At 64.6% G+C, this 14,599-nt stretch carries 16 protein-coding genes; 6 read left to right on the top strand and 10 right to left on the bottom strand.

Annotated features, from left to right (window positions below; genetic code table 11):
• Positions 1-287: 287 nt before the first annotated feature.
• The 3 genes from IP78_RS04855 to IP78_RS04845 all read right to left on the bottom strand — a co-directional run bounded on the left by IP78_RS04855 (position 288) and on the right by IP78_RS04845 (position 2,396).
• Positions 288-599, bottom strand: coding sequence for a UrcA family protein (locus IP78_RS04855; RefSeq protein WP_054110580.1), 312 nt, complete (start codon positions 597-599; stop codon positions 288-290).
• A 297-nt stretch (positions 600-896) separates the two neighbouring features.
• A complete protein-coding gene (locus IP78_RS04850; RefSeq protein WP_054110579.1) occupies positions 897-1,562 on the bottom strand; it encodes a transcriptional regulator in 666 nt (221 codons plus the stop codon).
• Between the two features lie 81 nt (positions 1,563-1,643).
• Complete coding sequence (locus IP78_RS04845; RefSeq protein WP_054110578.1) at positions 1,644-2,396, bottom strand: response regulator transcription factor; 753 nt, start codon at positions 2,394-2,396, stop codon at positions 1,644-1,646.
• 417 nt (positions 2,397-2,813) lie between these two features.
• On the opposite strand from IP78_RS04845, the gene IP78_RS04840 reads away from it, so the two are divergent.
• Together IP78_RS04840 and IP78_RS04835 are read left to right on the top strand one after the other, a co-directional pair.
• Entirely contained in the window at positions 2,814-3,080 is a 267-nt protein-coding gene (locus tag IP78_RS04840; RefSeq protein WP_054110577.1) for a hypothetical protein, read from the top strand.
• Positions 3,067-3,480, top strand: coding sequence for a hypothetical protein (locus IP78_RS04835; protein ID WP_054110576.1), 414 nt, complete (start codon positions 3,067-3,069; stop codon positions 3,478-3,480). Before IP78_RS04840 ends, IP78_RS04835 begins: the two co-directional genes overlap by 14 nt.
• 5 nt (positions 3,481-3,485) lie before the next feature.
• Here IP78_RS04835 and IP78_RS04830 read toward each other — a convergent pair whose 3' ends face one another.
• Positions 3,486-3,965, bottom strand: a complete 480-nt coding sequence (locus tag IP78_RS04830; protein ID WP_054110575.1) for an Lrp/AsnC family transcriptional regulator — start codon at positions 3,963-3,965, stop codon at positions 3,486-3,488.
• A gap of 431 nt (positions 3,966-4,396) precedes the next feature.
• Here IP78_RS04830 and IP78_RS04825 point away from each other — a divergent pair, with 431 nt between their 5' ends.
• Positions 4,397-4,987 carry an IS6 family transposase gene (locus IP78_RS04825; RefSeq protein ID WP_369814665.1) on the top strand — a complete coding sequence of 197 codons (591 nt, stop codon included), beginning with the start codon at positions 4,397-4,399 and terminating at the stop codon, positions 4,985-4,987.
• An 82-nt stretch (positions 4,988-5,069) separates the two neighbouring features.
• Here the strand turns inward: IP78_RS04825 and hemN are convergent, their stop codons facing one another.
• The 4 genes from hemN to IP78_RS04805 are packed head-to-tail and all read right to left on the bottom strand — an operon-like array spanning position 5,070 to position 9,361.
• A complete protein-coding gene (gene hemN, locus IP78_RS04820; RefSeq protein WP_054110574.1) occupies positions 5,070-6,449 on the bottom strand; it encodes an oxygen-independent coproporphyrinogen III oxidase in 1,380 nt (459 codons plus the stop codon).
• Complete coding sequence (cydX, locus tag IP78_RS04815) at positions 6,433-6,579, bottom strand: cytochrome bd-I oxidase subunit CydX (RefSeq protein ID WP_051651083.1); 147 nt, start codon at positions 6,577-6,579, stop codon at positions 6,433-6,435. The genes hemN and cydX overlap by 17 nt, the downstream gene beginning before the upstream one ends.
• Before the next feature lie 21 nt (positions 6,580-6,600).
• Positions 6,601-7,749 carry a cytochrome d ubiquinol oxidase subunit II gene (cydB, locus tag IP78_RS04810; RefSeq protein ID WP_054110573.1) on the bottom strand — a complete coding sequence of 383 codons (1,149 nt, stop codon included), beginning with the start codon at positions 7,747-7,749 and terminating at the stop codon, positions 6,601-6,603.
• 22 nt (positions 7,750-7,771) lie between these two features.
• On the bottom strand, positions 7,772-9,361 hold the full coding sequence (locus IP78_RS04805; RefSeq protein ID WP_054110582.1) for a cytochrome ubiquinol oxidase subunit I: 1,590 nt from the start codon (positions 9,359-9,361) through the stop codon (positions 7,772-7,774).
• Between the two features lie 122 nt (positions 9,362-9,483).
• Here IP78_RS04805 and cydD point away from each other — a divergent pair, with 122 nt between their 5' ends.
• Both cydD and IP78_RS04795 read left to right on the top strand, forming a co-directional pair.
• Positions 9,484-11,115, top strand: coding sequence for a thiol reductant ABC exporter subunit CydD (cydD, locus tag IP78_RS04800; RefSeq protein WP_054110581.1), 1,632 nt, complete (start codon positions 9,484-9,486; stop codon positions 11,113-11,115).
• Positions 11,112-12,722: an amino acid ABC transporter ATP-binding/permease protein gene (locus IP78_RS04795; RefSeq protein ID WP_054110572.1), complete on the top strand. Its 1,611-nt coding sequence runs from the start codon at positions 11,112-11,114 to the stop codon at positions 12,720-12,722. The genes cydD and IP78_RS04795 overlap by 4 nt, the downstream gene beginning before the upstream one ends.
• Here the strand turns inward: IP78_RS04795 and IP78_RS04790 are convergent.
• On the bottom strand, positions 12,719-13,456 hold the full coding sequence (locus IP78_RS04790) for a Crp/Fnr family transcriptional regulator (protein WP_054110571.1): 738 nt from the start codon (positions 13,454-13,456) through the stop codon (positions 12,719-12,721). The genes IP78_RS04795 and IP78_RS04790 overlap by 4 nt on opposite strands.
• Before the next feature lie 601 nt (positions 13,457-14,057).
• On the opposite strand from IP78_RS04790, the gene IP78_RS15720 reads away from it, so the two are divergent.
• Positions 14,058-14,180 carry a hypothetical protein gene (locus IP78_RS15720; protein WP_255350735.1) on the top strand — a complete coding sequence of 41 codons (123 nt, stop codon included), beginning with the start codon at positions 14,058-14,060 and terminating at the stop codon, positions 14,178-14,180.
• Positions 14,181-14,460: 280 nt separating this feature from the next.
• Here the strand turns inward: IP78_RS15720 and IP78_RS04780 are convergent.
• The coding region (locus IP78_RS04780; RefSeq protein ID WP_156320288.1) for an SDR family oxidoreductase at positions 14,461-14,599 on the bottom strand (139 nt) is incomplete at its 5' end.

Raw genomic sequence — 14,599 nt, 5'->3', positions numbered from 1 at the left:
CCGCCGCTGTCGAACGACAGCGGCGGCTTTGTCGTGCGCCGTGCGCGTGGTCCCGCCGACGGGCCTTTGTCTTCGACAGGACGGGCCTTGGGACGGTGGCTAGCGGTCACGGGCCAAGGAAGCACCGTCAGGTCGAGGGCCGTCGAGCTGACCAGCCCGCCTGCGGGCATCGCCGCGACCGAGCGACCGCGCGCCCGTGACCAGCAAAACGCCCTCCCAGCCGGGAGGGCGTTCTTGGCACTGCAGGACCTAAATGGGGTCGGCTGTTTGGCTCTCCCAGTATCGCGTTAGCCGGCAGAGCGGGCTGCTGCCCTCGCCGTGTCTGTGCGTGAACGTACGCGCGCATGTTCCTCGCGCTGGGTCGGCGACAGCTGAGACATCACCTCCGCGCGGAAGGCCTGAACGCACTGGCCGTTAGGCAGCCGGGAGCCCGTGCCTGTACAGGCCAGTCTCGCCTGACGGGCCAGGCGGGTCTCGAAGGTCTGCACACCCTCCGGGGTGGACAAATCGATGTCCGTCAGATTGATCCTGAAGTCCTGAGCCTGAGATACGGTCGCGGAAATCAGAGTGGATGCGATGATGAGTGTCGCGATACGCATTTTTGAAGTCCTTTTCGACTTATAAGGTGTGGACTTGTAATTGTCCTGGACCTCGAATCTGAAGAGAGTCCAACTTGCTATATGAGCTAAAGGACAGAATTTATCCCGTTAAATGGGATTTATCTTCTTACGTTCAATTCACGAATATTGTAATATATGTACAGGCCGCATCACTGTATCGGGACCCGGGTCTGGCTTTCGATGGCGCGACACCGCCCGCTTTCGAGCGGGGCGGCCAGCGGACAGCGACCCGGTCGTTGCGGGGAACAGGTCCCGGCCGAGCGATCCGGTTGCGTGTCAGGAACGGCGACGGCGCTGCTTCGGAGCAACGGGATGTAACACGTCCCTGTCGGGCGTCTCGCCAAGTGGAGGCGGCAGAGGGGCCAGAGTCCACGTCAGGACGACAGCCTGGTCGGCAGGGCCCCGAGCGGCGATCATCAGGGCGTCGATTTCTTCAAGCTTTTGGTTGATCTGGGCCAGTGCGGCGGGGCCGGGACTGGCGCAGATACGGCGCAGGCCCAGGTTCCTGTCGGAACCCTCTGTTGTCGCCGACGGATTCACCTGTCCGAGCACAAAGTCACGGTCCATCTGGCGTCCGAATCCGCGCACGACGCTCTGCACGGCGGCCCGATTGTCCGGATCCTCTGGCCTGAGCTTCAACCGTACCGCCTGGGCCGGCGCGCCATAGAGCCGCTCGCGCCTGCGATTGACTGAACGGAACCCGGCCTCGACCACCATCCCGGCCGCGACCAGAAAGCGGAGATGATGATACAGGGCGGAGGGCTGGGCATGGAGGTGTTCGGCGAGCGTCCTGACGGGGAGCGGGCCGAAGGCTAGAAGGCGGTCCAAGATCTCCTGACGCCGAGGGGAGAGGACCCGGGCGTGAGAGCCGGATGCTTCAATCCAGACCGTATCGTCTACACTCCGATCGCGGTCGCCACGCGCCCCCGTCCGACGCCCCATGGCTCGCCCTCCTGCCAGGGAGGCGAGGCCCCCCGGATTCCGGGGATGATCAGGTCTACAGTCTGGGTTTATGTCAATGCATCAGCCGTGTGCGCCATCTGCAACCTCACTGTCGGCGGCGGTCGGCGCATGAAGATAGCCGCAGCCCCGCACGACCCGGACGAATGGCTCGAGGGCCAGTGGATCCAGCCGACGGCGAAGACGGGAAATCGCCGTCCGGAAAGCGGCCGGTTCCATTCTCAGGGCCGGTGCCTCCTGGGCGAGACTGTCCACGGTCACGACAATCCCAGGCCGGTTCAGGAAATGTGTCATCAGGCGCGCCTGGTGGCGCGCGAGTTCGACTGTGCGTCCGTTCGGACCCGTGGCGATGTGAGTCTGGGGATCCAGCCGCCAGCGCCCCGTCCCGTGGCCGTATTGCGAAGGAACGGTCGATGAAGCCCGTCTTCGCAGCACAGCTCTGGCTTGCGCCACGAGAAGGCGGGGGTCGATGTCGGCGCCTACCACCGCGTCGGCCCCGACCTCGAGCGCGACGATCCGGCTGACCGTGTCGGTGGTTCGCGCCATCACGATCACGGGTGCTCCACCGGCGACTGTGGCCGAGCGGCAGAACTCGTAGACCTGGGCGACGCAGGACCGTTCGTCGAGGATGACGAGGCCCACGGAGACGTCATTGATTTGCGTGGCGGCGTCCTCCGGCGATGCCGCCTCAACGACGCCAAAGCCGTTCTCGGTAAACGCGTGGACGAGCTGGCTCCGCTCGCTGCCTTCGGGGGAAACGATCAGGATCGTCTGCGCCTTGAGTGTGCCGACAGACACCGCCAGATCATAGGGCATGTTGCACCGCTCCCCTTTCGTCGCGGCTGTACCGGTCATACAGCTGTGATGATCAAGACCGAAATGTAGCGAGATGACAAATGAACTAACGGATAGACCGCGATGTCTTTAGTTGCGCACGTGCAACCCTTTTGGAAGTAAGATGGCAGTGCCGAATTATCATCTCGTCAGAAACATCTTTGGATGGAGGCGATCAGGAGGCAGATCGTCGGTGATCGCGATACGACAACAGTCAGTCGTAATCCGAACACGTACCAAACACGATTATAAAATCGCGTTAATCTAAGTGGTTGGGTGAGAGAGATCCGCGCCACAGACCTCGAAAATGATCGATCCCGTTCAAAATTCGAGGCGATTTTTTGTTCCGGAGGGCGGAGATTCTCGGCATGCTCACTGGGCCAACGAGGGGCTTTCATCATGTCCGAGACATCTCACTTCCCCACGCTGACCCGTTTGCGCAGACCCCCGGCCTGCCAGCCCGTTCGCCTCAGGGCGACCATCACTCTGGATATTGAGGCCGAGGACTATCTGGCAGCGGAGCGGCTCAAGGCGAAGGTGGCGGCCGAGTATGATCTACTGCGCACGATCCACCCCGAGGCGACTCTGGAGTTCCGCCAGCGCAAACCACGCTCCGGCCCGAGGGCTGCAGCGCCGTCGATGATCATGGCCTATGTCGATGACTGAGGAGGGGGGGCGGCGCCGCAACACCATCCTGGCCGCCCTCGTGCTGCTGCGCCGCATGGCACCCGATATCACGGTGTCCGAGATGCTGGCCTTTCTCTACGTCGCGGAGAATCCGGGCATTCGTGTCAAGGAACTCGCAGGGCTCATGGTGACCAGCTCAGCCACGGCGTCACGTGCGTCGCGCTCGCTTCTCGGTCGCGATGAACCCGGGGCGCTCCCCCCCGGGCGAGGGTGGCTCCTGATGGCGTCGAACGGTCGTGAGGCGATTTCGCGCCATCTGTATCTCAGTCACGATGGACTGGCTCTTGCCGACCGGCTGGACGCACTCATTCTCGCGGCTCGCCCCATCGAGGCCGACCACGCCTCTCGGCCCAGGCCGCGTCTCGCCTCCTCAGCCTGACCGCATCAGGTCTCGATCCGAAACTCCAGGGCGAGATCGAACCGAAGTCGGTCAATCACAATGGAAGACTTCTGGCGGCGGATCAGCTCGGAGCCTATTAGCTCGCGCAGCATGAATTCCCGATAGTGCTCGATGTCTCGGAAGTGACCGACTGCCACGAAATCCGCCTCTCCGGACACGGCCCAGACCATCGAGAACTCCCGTTGTTCCGATAGTTGACGTTCGAAGGCCGTCCTTCGCTCGCCTCCCAGCTGATCGAGCGTGATCTCGATGACCACCGTCAGTGGCCGGGCCGTGTGCCGCGGGTCAACGAGGGCGATCTCGCGCTCGACGAGACCGCTTTCTCTCAACCGCTTGAGGCGGCGATGACAGGTCGCCGGGGTCAGCCCTACGGTCTCGCACAGCTCATTGACGCCCAGGCGACTGTTCTTCTGAAGCTCCGCCAGCAGTCGGCCATCAATGATATCCACGGTGTGCGGGGGCATGACGGGCGAGGTCCCAGCCTGAGTATGAGGCCCCCGGCGATCCTGGGAGGGGAGGGCAGGGTCATTTCTCTCGCGTTCGACGTCAACAAGAAGTAGTCAGGTTACATGTATTTAATAGATTGCAAGTCTGTAACGATTACGGTCAATGAAGTTTTGTTGCCAAACTCTTGAGTGGGGCGGTTTCAATCGGACCAGGACGCAGATTTTGATTAGACTTTGGGCTGGATCTGGCTCGCACTGTTCGAAAAGGGCTCTGCGGGATCATCCGGCCAGCGGATGCTCGCAGTCCAACAATAACCTGTCTCCAGTTTGGCTGTCAGGCCAGAAGGCGGGATCGTTCCAAGCGGCACTGCTTTCCGGCTGCCGTGATCGTTCAGGCGGTGCGCTGATACATCCGGTTCACGCTCAGCATTCGTGGCGTCTAGGAGTTGATGGCCGAGCGCGGGGTCGAGGTCAGCCGCGAGGCGATCTGGTGCTGGGTCATCAAGTGCGGCCCGTTGATCGCGGCCAACCTGCACCATAACCGACCATCGCCCACGGGCCGGGGGCATCTCGACGAGGTCGTCGTGAGGATCGGTCGCCGGAGGATGTGCCTCTGGCGGGCTGTCGATGACGAGGGCGAGGTACTCGACGCTCTGGTCCAGAAGCGACGGAGCAAGGAGGCGGCGCTGAAGCTGCTCCGTCCGCTTCTGCGCAAAGGCGGTTCCCATCCGCAGGCCATCGCCACCGATAAGCTGGCTTCATACCGGGCGGCGATGAAGGTGCTGAATCTCCAGGGCCGCCACCGCCCCGGCAGGATGCGGGATAACAATCTGGCTGAGAACTCGCACTTCGTGATCCGACGACGAGATCGCAAACAGCAGAAGTTCAAATCCCAGGGCCCAGCCCAGCGTTTCCTCTCCAGCCACGGCCCGATCTACAACGCGTTCAACCTCCAGCCCCACCTGATCTCCCGACCCGACCTCCGCAGTCTACGGCGGCAGGCGAACAACGCTTGGGCGGTGGTGATCCGAGCCGCCTGAAACGGGGCAGGGAAGGGGCGATCTGCGGAGTGAGAGACTTAAGTTGTCAGTCCCTCCCTGTGAACTCTGCTGCCCATAACCCTTAGATCGCCTGCGCGTGTCTAGGCGCCGCAGAGGTCGGAGCGTCATCAAAGGCGGCGCAGATGAGGCGCACGAAAGGACGACCGAGATCGGTGACGGCGATGGCTCCGTCGTTCACGACAACAAGGTCGTCGTCCATGAGGGGTTTCAGTGCAGACAGAGCCGAACGAAAGTGGTCGGGATCCGGCCCGTGGCGACGTTCGACAGCGGGTAGAAAGACTGCGAAGTCGCACATGAGGCGTTCGATAATTTCTGCGCGACGTCGGTCGTCCGCCGTCATCGCCAAGCCTCTCGCGGCGGGAAGCTTGCCCGAGGCGATCGCCGCTCGCCAGTCTCGCTCGATCGTGTGATTCTGGACGTAGCCTTGCGATGTCCGCGAGATGGATGATGCACCCATTCCGATCAGGTACACCGGGTCGGTGGTGTAGCCCTGAAAGGACCGACGCACTCGACCGTTCCGGGCCGCGACCGCAAGGCTGTCGTCCGGCAGGGCGAAATGGTCCAGTCCGATGGCATGGTATCCGGCCTGAACCAGCCGTTCCGCCGCCGCCTGGCTTTGGTCGAAGCGTTCGGACGCGCCGGGCAGTTCGGCGGTGTCGATCAGGCGCTGGTGCGGCTTCATCCAGGGAACGTGCGCATAGCCGAACAGGGCGATGCGATCCGGGCGAAGCGTCAGGATCTGCTCCAGCGTCGACAGGACCTGCGCGCGTCCCTGACGGGGCAGGCCATACATCAGGTCCAGATTGACGGAGGGGACGCCGGCCCGCATGAGCCACCCTACCGCCCGCTCGACGACCTCGAAGGGTTCGATGCGGTTGACCGCCTGCTGGACCTCCGGCGAGAGATCCTGGACGCCAAGACTGGCGCGGGTCAGCCCCAGCTCCGCGGCACGATCGACCCAGTCTGACGTCAGAACCGCGGGGTCCAGTTCGGCTGCGAAGGCCAGGCCCTCATCCGGTTGGAACAGCTGCTTCAATCCTGACACCAGGCGCGACAGCAGATCCGGCGACAGGCTGTTGGGTGTGCCGCCCCCGAGGTGGAGGCTGACGGGTCCAAGCGGAAGAACCAGGGCCTCGGCGACCATTTCCGCTTCCTTGAGCAGCAGGTCGACGTAGCTGCTCATCACATCGAGACGGTTCACCGCGCGGGTATTGCATCCGCAGTACCAGCACAGCCGCTTGCAGAAGGGGATATGGGCATACAGTCCGACCGGCTCGTCCTGGGGCAAGGCGCGCAGCCAGTCCGCCCAGGTCTCGGGCCCGACGGCAGGGGTGAACTGAGCCGCCGTCGGATAGCTGGTATAGCGCGGCGCACTGACGTCGTAGCGGCGAAGGAGCCTCTGGCGACGCACGGCCATCAGCGTCTCAGCGCAGGCGGACATCGGCGTCTTCCTCGGGCAGGGACAGTCCGGCGTCGCCTTCGTCGGACAGGTGGAACTCGTGCCACATGCCGTTCAGGACGCCGAAGGCAACGGCGAGGCCCAGCCCCAGGATCCAGGCGAAATACCACATGATGCGTCTCCGGTTCGGGGCTCAGTACAGGTCGGGATTGGTGGTCAGCGCCGCCGTCGAGGTGCGGCCCCACAGCACCCGGTAGACCCAGGCGGTGTAGGCCAGCACGATCGGCAGGAAGACGATGGTGCAGACCAGCATAATGAACAGGGTCGTGTGGCTGGAGGAGGCGTTCCACACCGTCAGGCTGGAGGCCGGATCGATCGAGCTGGGCAGGATGAAGGGGAACATCGACACACCGACCGTCGAGATGATCCCGACTGCCGAAAGGGAGGAACCGGCCAGAGCCAGGGGATGCCCCTTGCCCACCAGCCCGAGCAGAGCGAGCAGCGCCCCGGCGAAGCCGAGAACCGGCGCGATCAGCAGCCAGGGATAGGTGGCGTAGTTGTTCAACCAGGCACCGGAGGACGCCTCGGCGGTCATTCGCAAGGGATTGGACGGACCGGCCATGTCGGCCACGCCGGTCAGCTGATAGCCCAAGCCGCCCCAGGCGACGTAGGCCCCGCCTGCGGCGAACAGTACAAGGCTGAGCAGGGCGGCGATCATTCCGAAACGGCGGGCGCGATCATGAACCGGGCCCCGCTCGACCTTGACCCCGAGCCATGCGGCACCGTGCAGGACCAGCATGGCCACCGAAAGCAGGCCGCAGATCAGGCTGAACGGCGTGAACAGGCCCAGCAGCGTGCCTTCGTAGGTGGACCGCAAGTCGGTGTCGAAGCGGAAGGGCGCGCCCAGAAGCACGTTGCCGACCGCAACGCCGAACACGAGGGCAGGAACGAAGCCGCCGACGAACAGCGCCCAGTCCCAGGCCGAACGCCAGCGCGGATCGGGTCGCTTCGAACGGTATTTGAAGGCCACCGGCCGCAGGATCAGCGCCGACAGAACCAGGAACATCGCCAGATAGAAGCCGGAGAAGCTGACAGCGTAGACCAGGGGCCAGGCGGCGAAGATGGCCCCGCCGCCCAGGATGAACCACACCTGATTGCCTTCCCAGGTCGGGCCGACGGTATTGATGGCGACGCGCCGTTCTGCGTCGGTTCGGGCCACGAAGGGGAGCAGTGCTCCCACCCCGAGATCGAAGCCATCGGTCAGGGCAAAGCCGATCAGCAGCACGCCCAGAAGGCTCCACCAGATCAGGCGAAGCGTCGGATAGTCGAGTGGCAGGTCCATGTCCGGATGTCCTTGCGGTTGTTCAGGCGACGGCGGGCTGAACGCCCGTCGGGCGGGGTTCGGGCGCGCCGGGAGCAGGGCGGTCGGCGAATTCTTCCTGTTCGGCGAAGGGGCCGCGCTTGATCGTCTTCAGGATCAGGCCGACCTCGATGACGGCCAGCGTGCCGTACAGGGCGGTGAAGCCGATGATCGTCGCCCAAAGCTGGGGCACGGTCAGGCTGGACGCCCCGAGGAACGTCGGAAGCACGCCCTCCACCGACCAGGGCTGGCGACCAACCTCCGCCACGATCCATCCCAGTTCCGCAGCGATCCAGGGCAGGGGCATGGCGAGCAGGGCCATCCACAGGAACCACCGGGTCTCATGCTTGCGCAGGGTCGACAGGATGAAGGCGGTCGCGAACAAGGCGATCATCAGGAAGCCGACGCCTGCCATGATCCGGAACGTCCAAAACATGACCGGGACGTTGGGCACGGTGCTCCAGGCCGCCAGACGGATCTGCTCGGGCGTGGCCAGGCGCGGATCGGCGACGTACTGCTTCAGCAGCAGGCCGTACCCAAGGTCGCGGCGGTGAGCCTCGAAGGTGCCGCGGTTCACGGCATCGACCGGGTCGGCCTTGACCTTCTCCAAGGCGTCGTAGGCGATGACGCCGGATTCGATGCGGTCCTCCGCGACGGCGACCAGCTCCAGGATTCCCTCGACCTGACCGTCCAGGCTGCGGGTCGAGATCAGGCCCAAGACCCAGGGAATCTGGACCGCATAGTCGGTCCGACGCGCCTCCAGATTCGGGAAGCCGATCGCCGTCAGGGCGGCAGGGGCTTCTTCCGTCCGCCACATGGCCTCGATGGCCGCGAGCTTCATTTTCTGGTTGTCGGTCAGGGCGTAGCCACTCTCGTCGCCCAGCACGACGACCGACAGGGCACTGGCCAGGCCGAAGGCGGCGGCGACCGTCATGGACCGCTTGGCGAAGGCCCGGTGGCGACCCCTCAGCAGATAGAAGGCTGAGACGCCCAGCACGAAGGCGGAGGCGATGACGTAGCCGGCGCTGACGGTGTGAACGAACTTGGCCTGGGCGACCGGGTTGAAGATCACGGCCATGAAGTCCGTGACCTCCATGCGCATCGTGTCCGGATTGAAGGTGGCACCAACGGGATTTTGCATCCAGCCGTTCGCCACGAGTATCCAGAGCGCCGAGAGATTGGTGCCCAGCGCCACCATGAAGGTCACGAACAGGTGGCCGACCCGGCTGAGCTTGTCCCAGCCGAAGAACATCAGACCGACAAAGGTCGCCTCGAGGAAGAAGGCCATCAGGCCCTCAATGGCCAGCGGGGCCCCGAAGATGTCGCCGACGTAGTGGCTGTAGTAGGCCCAGTTCATTCCGAACTGGAATTCCATGGTGATGCCGGTCGCGACGCCGAGCACGAAGTTGATGCCGAACAGCGTGGCCCAGAACCGGGTGATCGTTCGCCAGATCGGCCGACGGGTCATCACATAGATCGACTCCATGATGACCAGCAGGAACGACAGCCCCAGCGTCAGGGGCACAAACAGAAAGTGGTAAAGGGCTGTCAGCGCGAACTGCAGCCGGGATAGGTCGACGACCGCCAGGTCGATCATGGCGAGAGACTCCGCTTCGTCGGCCCCCGTGACCGACGCTCCGCCCTAGTCCGCCCTGTCCCTTGATCGCTTTGATCTTGATCAAAGCCGCTCTGACCCCTGTCCCGCTAGCTCGGGTCATGACCGCGACAACCCTTGACACCGCTTCTGCCCCGTTCGCCGCCAAAGCTTGGCTCGCCGGGCGCTTGGCACCCTGGCGCAGGCTGGTTGGTGTCGCTAGCGCGCTTTGCATCCTCGACGTCGTGCCGGTGATCGGCTTCGCTGGAGGGCTCGCGCTGGCGGTATCGGCGATCCCGCTCGGGGTTTCGGCCGCCGCGCCCTGGCTTCTTCTGGCGGTACTCAGCTTGTTGGCGAGGGGCGGCTTGGCCTGGTTTACGACGAACGTCGCGAGCCGCGCCGGTTGGGTCTTCAAGCGCGATGTCCGCAGCAGCGTGGTCAGGGCCCTGTTCGAAAGCCGGGGTGCCGGACCAACCGGTCTCGTCGCCGCCGCCGAAGGGGCCGAAACGCTGGATGGCTATGTGGCGCGTTTCGTGACGGCCCGCGCGGCGGCATCGGTTTCGCCCCTGATGATCATCGCCGCCTGTGCTGTCGCCAGCCCGGTCTCGGCGGCTATCCTTTTAGGCACTCTGGCCCCGTTCGCGGTCGGAATGGCTCTCGCGGGCGTTGCCGCGGCCTCTGAAAGCCGCAAGCAGTTCGCCGCCCTGGAGCAACTCGCCTCACGCTACCTCGACCGCATCAGGACTTTGCCCGTCATTGTCGCGTTTCAGGCCCAGGAGGCGACTCGTTCCTCTCTGGCCGCGGACTGTCATCGACTGGAACAGCGGACGTCCGGGGTGCTGCGTATCGCCTTTCTCTCATCGGCGGTGATGGAGTTCTTCGCCGCGATCTCGGTCGCCCTGGTGGCGGTTTACTGCGGCTTCGCTCTCCTGGGCCTCATGCCCGTGCCAGTCCCGGAAACACTCGACCTGCCTCGCGCCCTGTTCGTGCTTGCTCTGGCACCGGAGGTCTATGCACCTGTACGGCGGCTGGCGGCCGCCTATCATGAGCGTCAGGCCGCCGAAGCTGCGGCAACTTCCCTGGCGACGGCTCCGACGGAGCGTACGAACTCCGCTCGGGTCCGATCTCGCTTGGTACTTTCAGCTCCCCCTGAGATCCGTTTCGAACGCGTTTCGGTTCGGTATCCAGGCGGTGAGGAGCCGATTTCCGAGTTCGACCTTCGGCTCGCCCCGCAGGAGGTGGTCGCACTCATGGGACCGAGCGGGTCGGGCAAGTCCAGCCTCCTTCACCTGCTCATCGGTCTTGCGCCTCTGGGTTCCGGAATGGTTCTTATCGACGGCACCGGACTGCCGTCAGAAAGCGGCCTGGCGGGCGCGGTGGCCTGGGCCGGTCAGCACCCGTTCGTCAGTCCTGGATCGTTAGAGCACAACATCGCCCTGGCTCGCCCATCCGCGTCCCGGCGCGAAGTCATGGCCGCTGCTGCGCAGGCGGGATTTGCCGGCGACCTGGAGCGCGAGTTGGACGAGCGAGGGGGAGGGCTGTCGGGCGGCGAGCGACGGCGGCTTGGGCTGGCCCGCGCTCTGCTCTCTGATGCGCCCATCGTTCTGCTCGATGAACCGACAGCGAACCTGGATGCGGAAGCGGAGCTCATGCTGCTGCCGATCCTCCGCCGGCTGACCGCCGGACGAACCGCGCTCATCGCGACTCACTCCGACGCGGTGGCAGCCTTGGCGGACCGGGTGGTGCGCCTGTGAGCATCTCCAGTAGACCCCTCGATACGCTCGTCTGCGAACAGTTTCGGGAGCAGACAGGTCGTCTCGGTCTCGCCGCTCTGGCAGGCGTCGGTGTGGGTGCCAGCATGGTGCTCCTCCTCGGACTGTCAGCGTGGTTCATCACCGGGTCCGCCCTGGCCGGAGCCGCCGGGTTGACTGCGGCTCATGCCTTCAACGTGCTGATGCCGAGCGCCACCATCCGCTTCCTCGCGATCGTCCGGACCGGATCGCGCTATGTCGAACGCGTTTCCAGCCACGAAGCTGCGCTGAAGGCCTTGGCCCGCATTCGCCCAGCGCTCTTCATGGGGCTGACAGCGGGACCGCCGGCGCGCGCGTTCAGCATTGCGAGCGGCGAAGCTTCCGCGCGCTTCATCCAGGACGTCGACGCACTGCAGACGCTGTTCGTACGTCGCTCTGCGCCCTGGACGGCGGGAGCTGGCGCGCTCGCCGCTTTGAGCCTGACAGCGATGGCCAGTCCACCAGCGGCCGCCGTTGTGCTTGGAGGCATGATGCTGAGCGGCCTAGGATCGGCCTCGCTCGGCCGACGGATCGATCCCCTTGGTCGTCGCCGCCAGATGGCTATGGGGATGTTCAAGAATCGACTGTCGGCGCATCAGGGCTCCGCTGCGGAGATTGCCGCTTACGGGCTTCAGGCGTGGGCGATCACCGATGTGATGCGACGGGCTGATGCTCACGACAGGCTGAAGGCGAGAGTAGAGGTGGCCACCGCCAGTCTCGCGCTCTGGCAGGCGGGCGTTTCCGGACTGACGCTGGTCGGCGTGGCAATTGCCGCGTCCGGGGCAACCTTGCCCTTGTTGGCGATGGCCCTGCTCGCGGCCCTCACCGGACTTGAAGCCATAGCAACGCTATCGGTAGCGGCCAGAGACGCCGGTGCGGCCAAGGAGGCCTATGCTCGGATCGCTGCCCTGGTGCCGCGAAGCGATGCGGCTTCTTCGGCTCATGAACCCATCGTCCCCGCTGGGCTCTCATGGGACGGTCCCAGCCTGGTTCCGGGCATGAGACTGGGGCTTCAGGGGCCCTCAGGCTCGGGCAAGACGACGGCGATCGAACGGTTGATGGGCCTGCGAGGAACGTCCCACGACTGTCCTGATCGACGCGCTCGCTTCAGCTATGCCGCTCAACAGGTTCAGTTGATCGATGGCACTGTGCGGGAGAACCTCCTGATCGGGGCGGAGGACGCGACAGAAGACGACCTCTGGCAGGCGTTGACGGACGCAGACCTCGCCAGCCGGATCGCAGCATCTCCCGGGGGTCTGGACACACCGGTCGGGCAGGATGGGATGCAACTGAGCGGAGGCGAACGCAGACGGCTGACGCTGGCCCGGGCCTATCTGCGCGCGGCCCCGTGGCTGGTGCTCGACGAACCAACCGAAGGTCTCGACGTTGAAACGGAGAAGCGGGTTTCAGAGCGACTGCGCCAGAGACTTTCGAGGACCCGGCAGGGCCTGATCCTGGTGAGTCACCGCGACACGCCTCTGTTGCTCTGCGATCGCGTGATGACCGTGGCCCGCGTCGATGTTGCAGGCCCGGTGCGCATGCATGATCAGGGCGCCCTGCTGGCCGCCTAGCCTTCGCCTCCGGCGAGGGCCTGCAGCCGTTGTGGACGCAAGATCGTCAGGTCAGACAACGAGGTCAGTCGGATCACGCCCTCGGTCTTTAGCCGTGTCATAACACGGCTCACGGTTTCGATGGTCAGGCCCAGATAATCGGCCATCTCGCCCCGCGTCATCGGCAGGTGAAGCACGCCGGTTGACGTCGGGCGCATTCGGTCGGCGCCGGGAAGGTCAGTCAGGAAGGTGGCGACCCGTTCGAGAGCGGTCTTGCGCCCGAGGAGCAGCATCTGAGTCTGCGCGGCCGCCAGTTCATGGTTGGCCCGGTCCAGCAAGATCGCTTCCAGCGCGGGCGTCTCCTGAATCAGCCTGCGATAATCGGCCTTGCGGAAGCGGCAGATCGAGCCGGCCTCCATGGCTTCGGCCGAAAAAGCATAGCGGTCCCCGGTCGTTAGCCCGAGGAAGTCGCCGGCGTAGAGAAAACCCGTGATCTGCCGGCGCCCGTCCGGCAGGAGCTTGTAGACCCGCACCGATCCGCCGGTGATGTTGAAGACGTGGGAGGCGGGATCGCCCTCCCTCAACAGAACGTCTCCAACCGCCAGGGTCTGACGTTCAGCCATTGCGTCCAGTCTTGCTAACTCGGCGTCGTCGAGGCTCGCGCACACGCTAAATGGCCGGGCGCCACAGGTGTCGCAGGCGGTGGTTCGTCTCCGGCTGCCGCAGCCCTCTGGCAGAGTCTTCAGTTCCAGCATCGCGCCGTGGCTCCTCTCCGAGAGCAGCCTAATCCGGGTCTGGCCTCCGCGCCACGGCCTTGATTCAGATCAAGGCGACTGTTCGATTGGCAGTCAGAATGCACTCATGGCGGACATCGATGTGCGGCCCTTGTGTAACGGCGAGATTGACGAAGCCTACGTCGTAGCGAGGCTGTCTGACCCTGCGTTGGATCGCCAGGCTTGGCGCGCCACCGCACTGGCGCACGGTAGAACCGGACCAGCAGAGGTCATCCTCTGCGCCAGGCGCGGAGGGGGACCGATCTGCGGCGTCGGACGTTACCGGATCGAAACGGGGGCGGCTCTGCACCCTACTTTTCAGCTGCTGCAGCTGGCCGCCGTCGACATATGCAGGCCAGGCGTGGTGGCTGCAGCCCTGATGTCCGAGATGCTGGCCCGCGCGCGTGCCGGCCAATGTTCGGCGCTCCGCCTCGAAACCCGGCTGCCGGGGGTTGGCGACACTTTGGATCTGGCGCTCGCGGCAGGTCTTTGCCGCCTCCATAGTCTCTGCTGAGTTTTGATCCCGATCAAAGCGTCCGGCCTGCCGTCGCGCTCATGTCGCTCATCGACACGGAGATCGACCATGCTCGCCAGCGCGTTTCCCTTTCTTGCCCTTTTCATCTCGATGTTCGCCTTTTTCATCGTCGTGATCGGCGGTGTCTCGCTTTGGTGTGAATGGGGAGTCAAACCAGATGATCAGGGCTGACGTCGCTCGACGGCGGTCGGCAGGCTTTCAAGACAAGCCACTATGTCCGCTGCCTCTTCAGGGGAAAACGCGAACGCGGGCATATCTGGGTGGGCGGTGACGATCCCCTCAGAAAGGGCCCCCCCAGGGTAGTGCACCGGGTAGTGCTCACCAAACGATCGAAGAGGAGGTGCCCCTGACGAGGACCGTCTTCGGCAAGTTCGACCGGTGCTGTCAGTCCCACGCGAAATCGTCTCCGAGGTCAGTCAGTCCGAAGACGGCAATTGCGCATTGTGATGCTTCACCGCGCGAGCCAACCACCGTCGACGGGCAGGGTGATCCCTTGCACATAGTCGGACGCGGCCGAGGCCAGAAATACCGCCGCTCCGCCGATGTCGGCGGGTTGTCCCCAGCGCCCGGCGGGGATGCGGCCAAGGATT

Source organism: Brevundimonas sp. AAP58, from assembly GCF_001295975.1.
Lineage (GTDB): Bacteria > Pseudomonadota > Alphaproteobacteria > Caulobacterales > Caulobacteraceae > Brevundimonas.
This window is presented reverse-complemented; position numbering and strand designations above follow the sequence as displayed.

Coding starts and splice junctions, on each gene's coding strand:
- IP78_RS04855 (WP_054110580.1), bottom strand. CDS start 599: ATGCGTATCGCGACACTCATCATCGCATCCACTCTGATTTCCGCGACC.
- IP78_RS04850 (WP_054110579.1), bottom strand. CDS start 1,562: ATGGGGCGTCGGACGGGGGCGCGTGGCGACCGCGATCGGAGTGTAGAC.
- IP78_RS04845 (WP_054110578.1), bottom strand. CDS start 2,396: ATGCCCTATGATCTGGCGGTGTCTGTCGGCACACTCAAGGCGCAGACG.
- IP78_RS04840 (WP_054110577.1), top strand. CDS start 2,814: ATGTCCGAGACATCTCACTTCCCCACGCTGACCCGTTTGCGCAGACCC.
- IP78_RS04835 (WP_054110576.1), top strand. CDS start 3,067: ATGTCGATGACTGAGGAGGGGGGGCGGCGCCGCAACACCATCCTGGCC.
- IP78_RS04830 (WP_054110575.1), bottom strand. CDS start 3,965: ATGCCCCCGCACACCGTGGATATCATTGATGGCCGACTGCTGGCGGAG.
- IP78_RS04825 (WP_369814665.1), top strand. CDS start 4,397: ATGGCCGAGCGCGGGGTCGAGGTCAGCCGCGAGGCGATCTGGTGCTGG.
- hemN (WP_054110574.1), bottom strand. CDS start 6,449: ATGTCCGCCTGCGCTGAGACGCTGATGGCCGTGCGTCGCCAGAGGCTC.
- cydX (WP_051651083.1), bottom strand. CDS start 6,579: ATGTGGTATTTCGCCTGGATCCTGGGGCTGGGCCTCGCCGTTGCCTTC.
- cydB (WP_054110573.1), bottom strand. CDS start 7,749: ATGGACCTGCCACTCGACTATCCGACGCTTCGCCTGATCTGGTGGAGC.
- cydD (WP_054110581.1), top strand. CDS start 9,484: ATGACCGCGACAACCCTTGACACCGCTTCTGCCCCGTTCGCCGCCAAA.
- IP78_RS04790 (WP_054110571.1), bottom strand. CDS start 13,456: ATGCTGGAACTGAAGACTCTGCCAGAGGGCTGCGGCAGCCGGAGACGA.
- IP78_RS15720 (WP_255350735.1), top strand. CDS start 14,058: ATGCTCGCCAGCGCGTTTCCCTTTCTTGCCCTTTTCATCTCGATGTTC.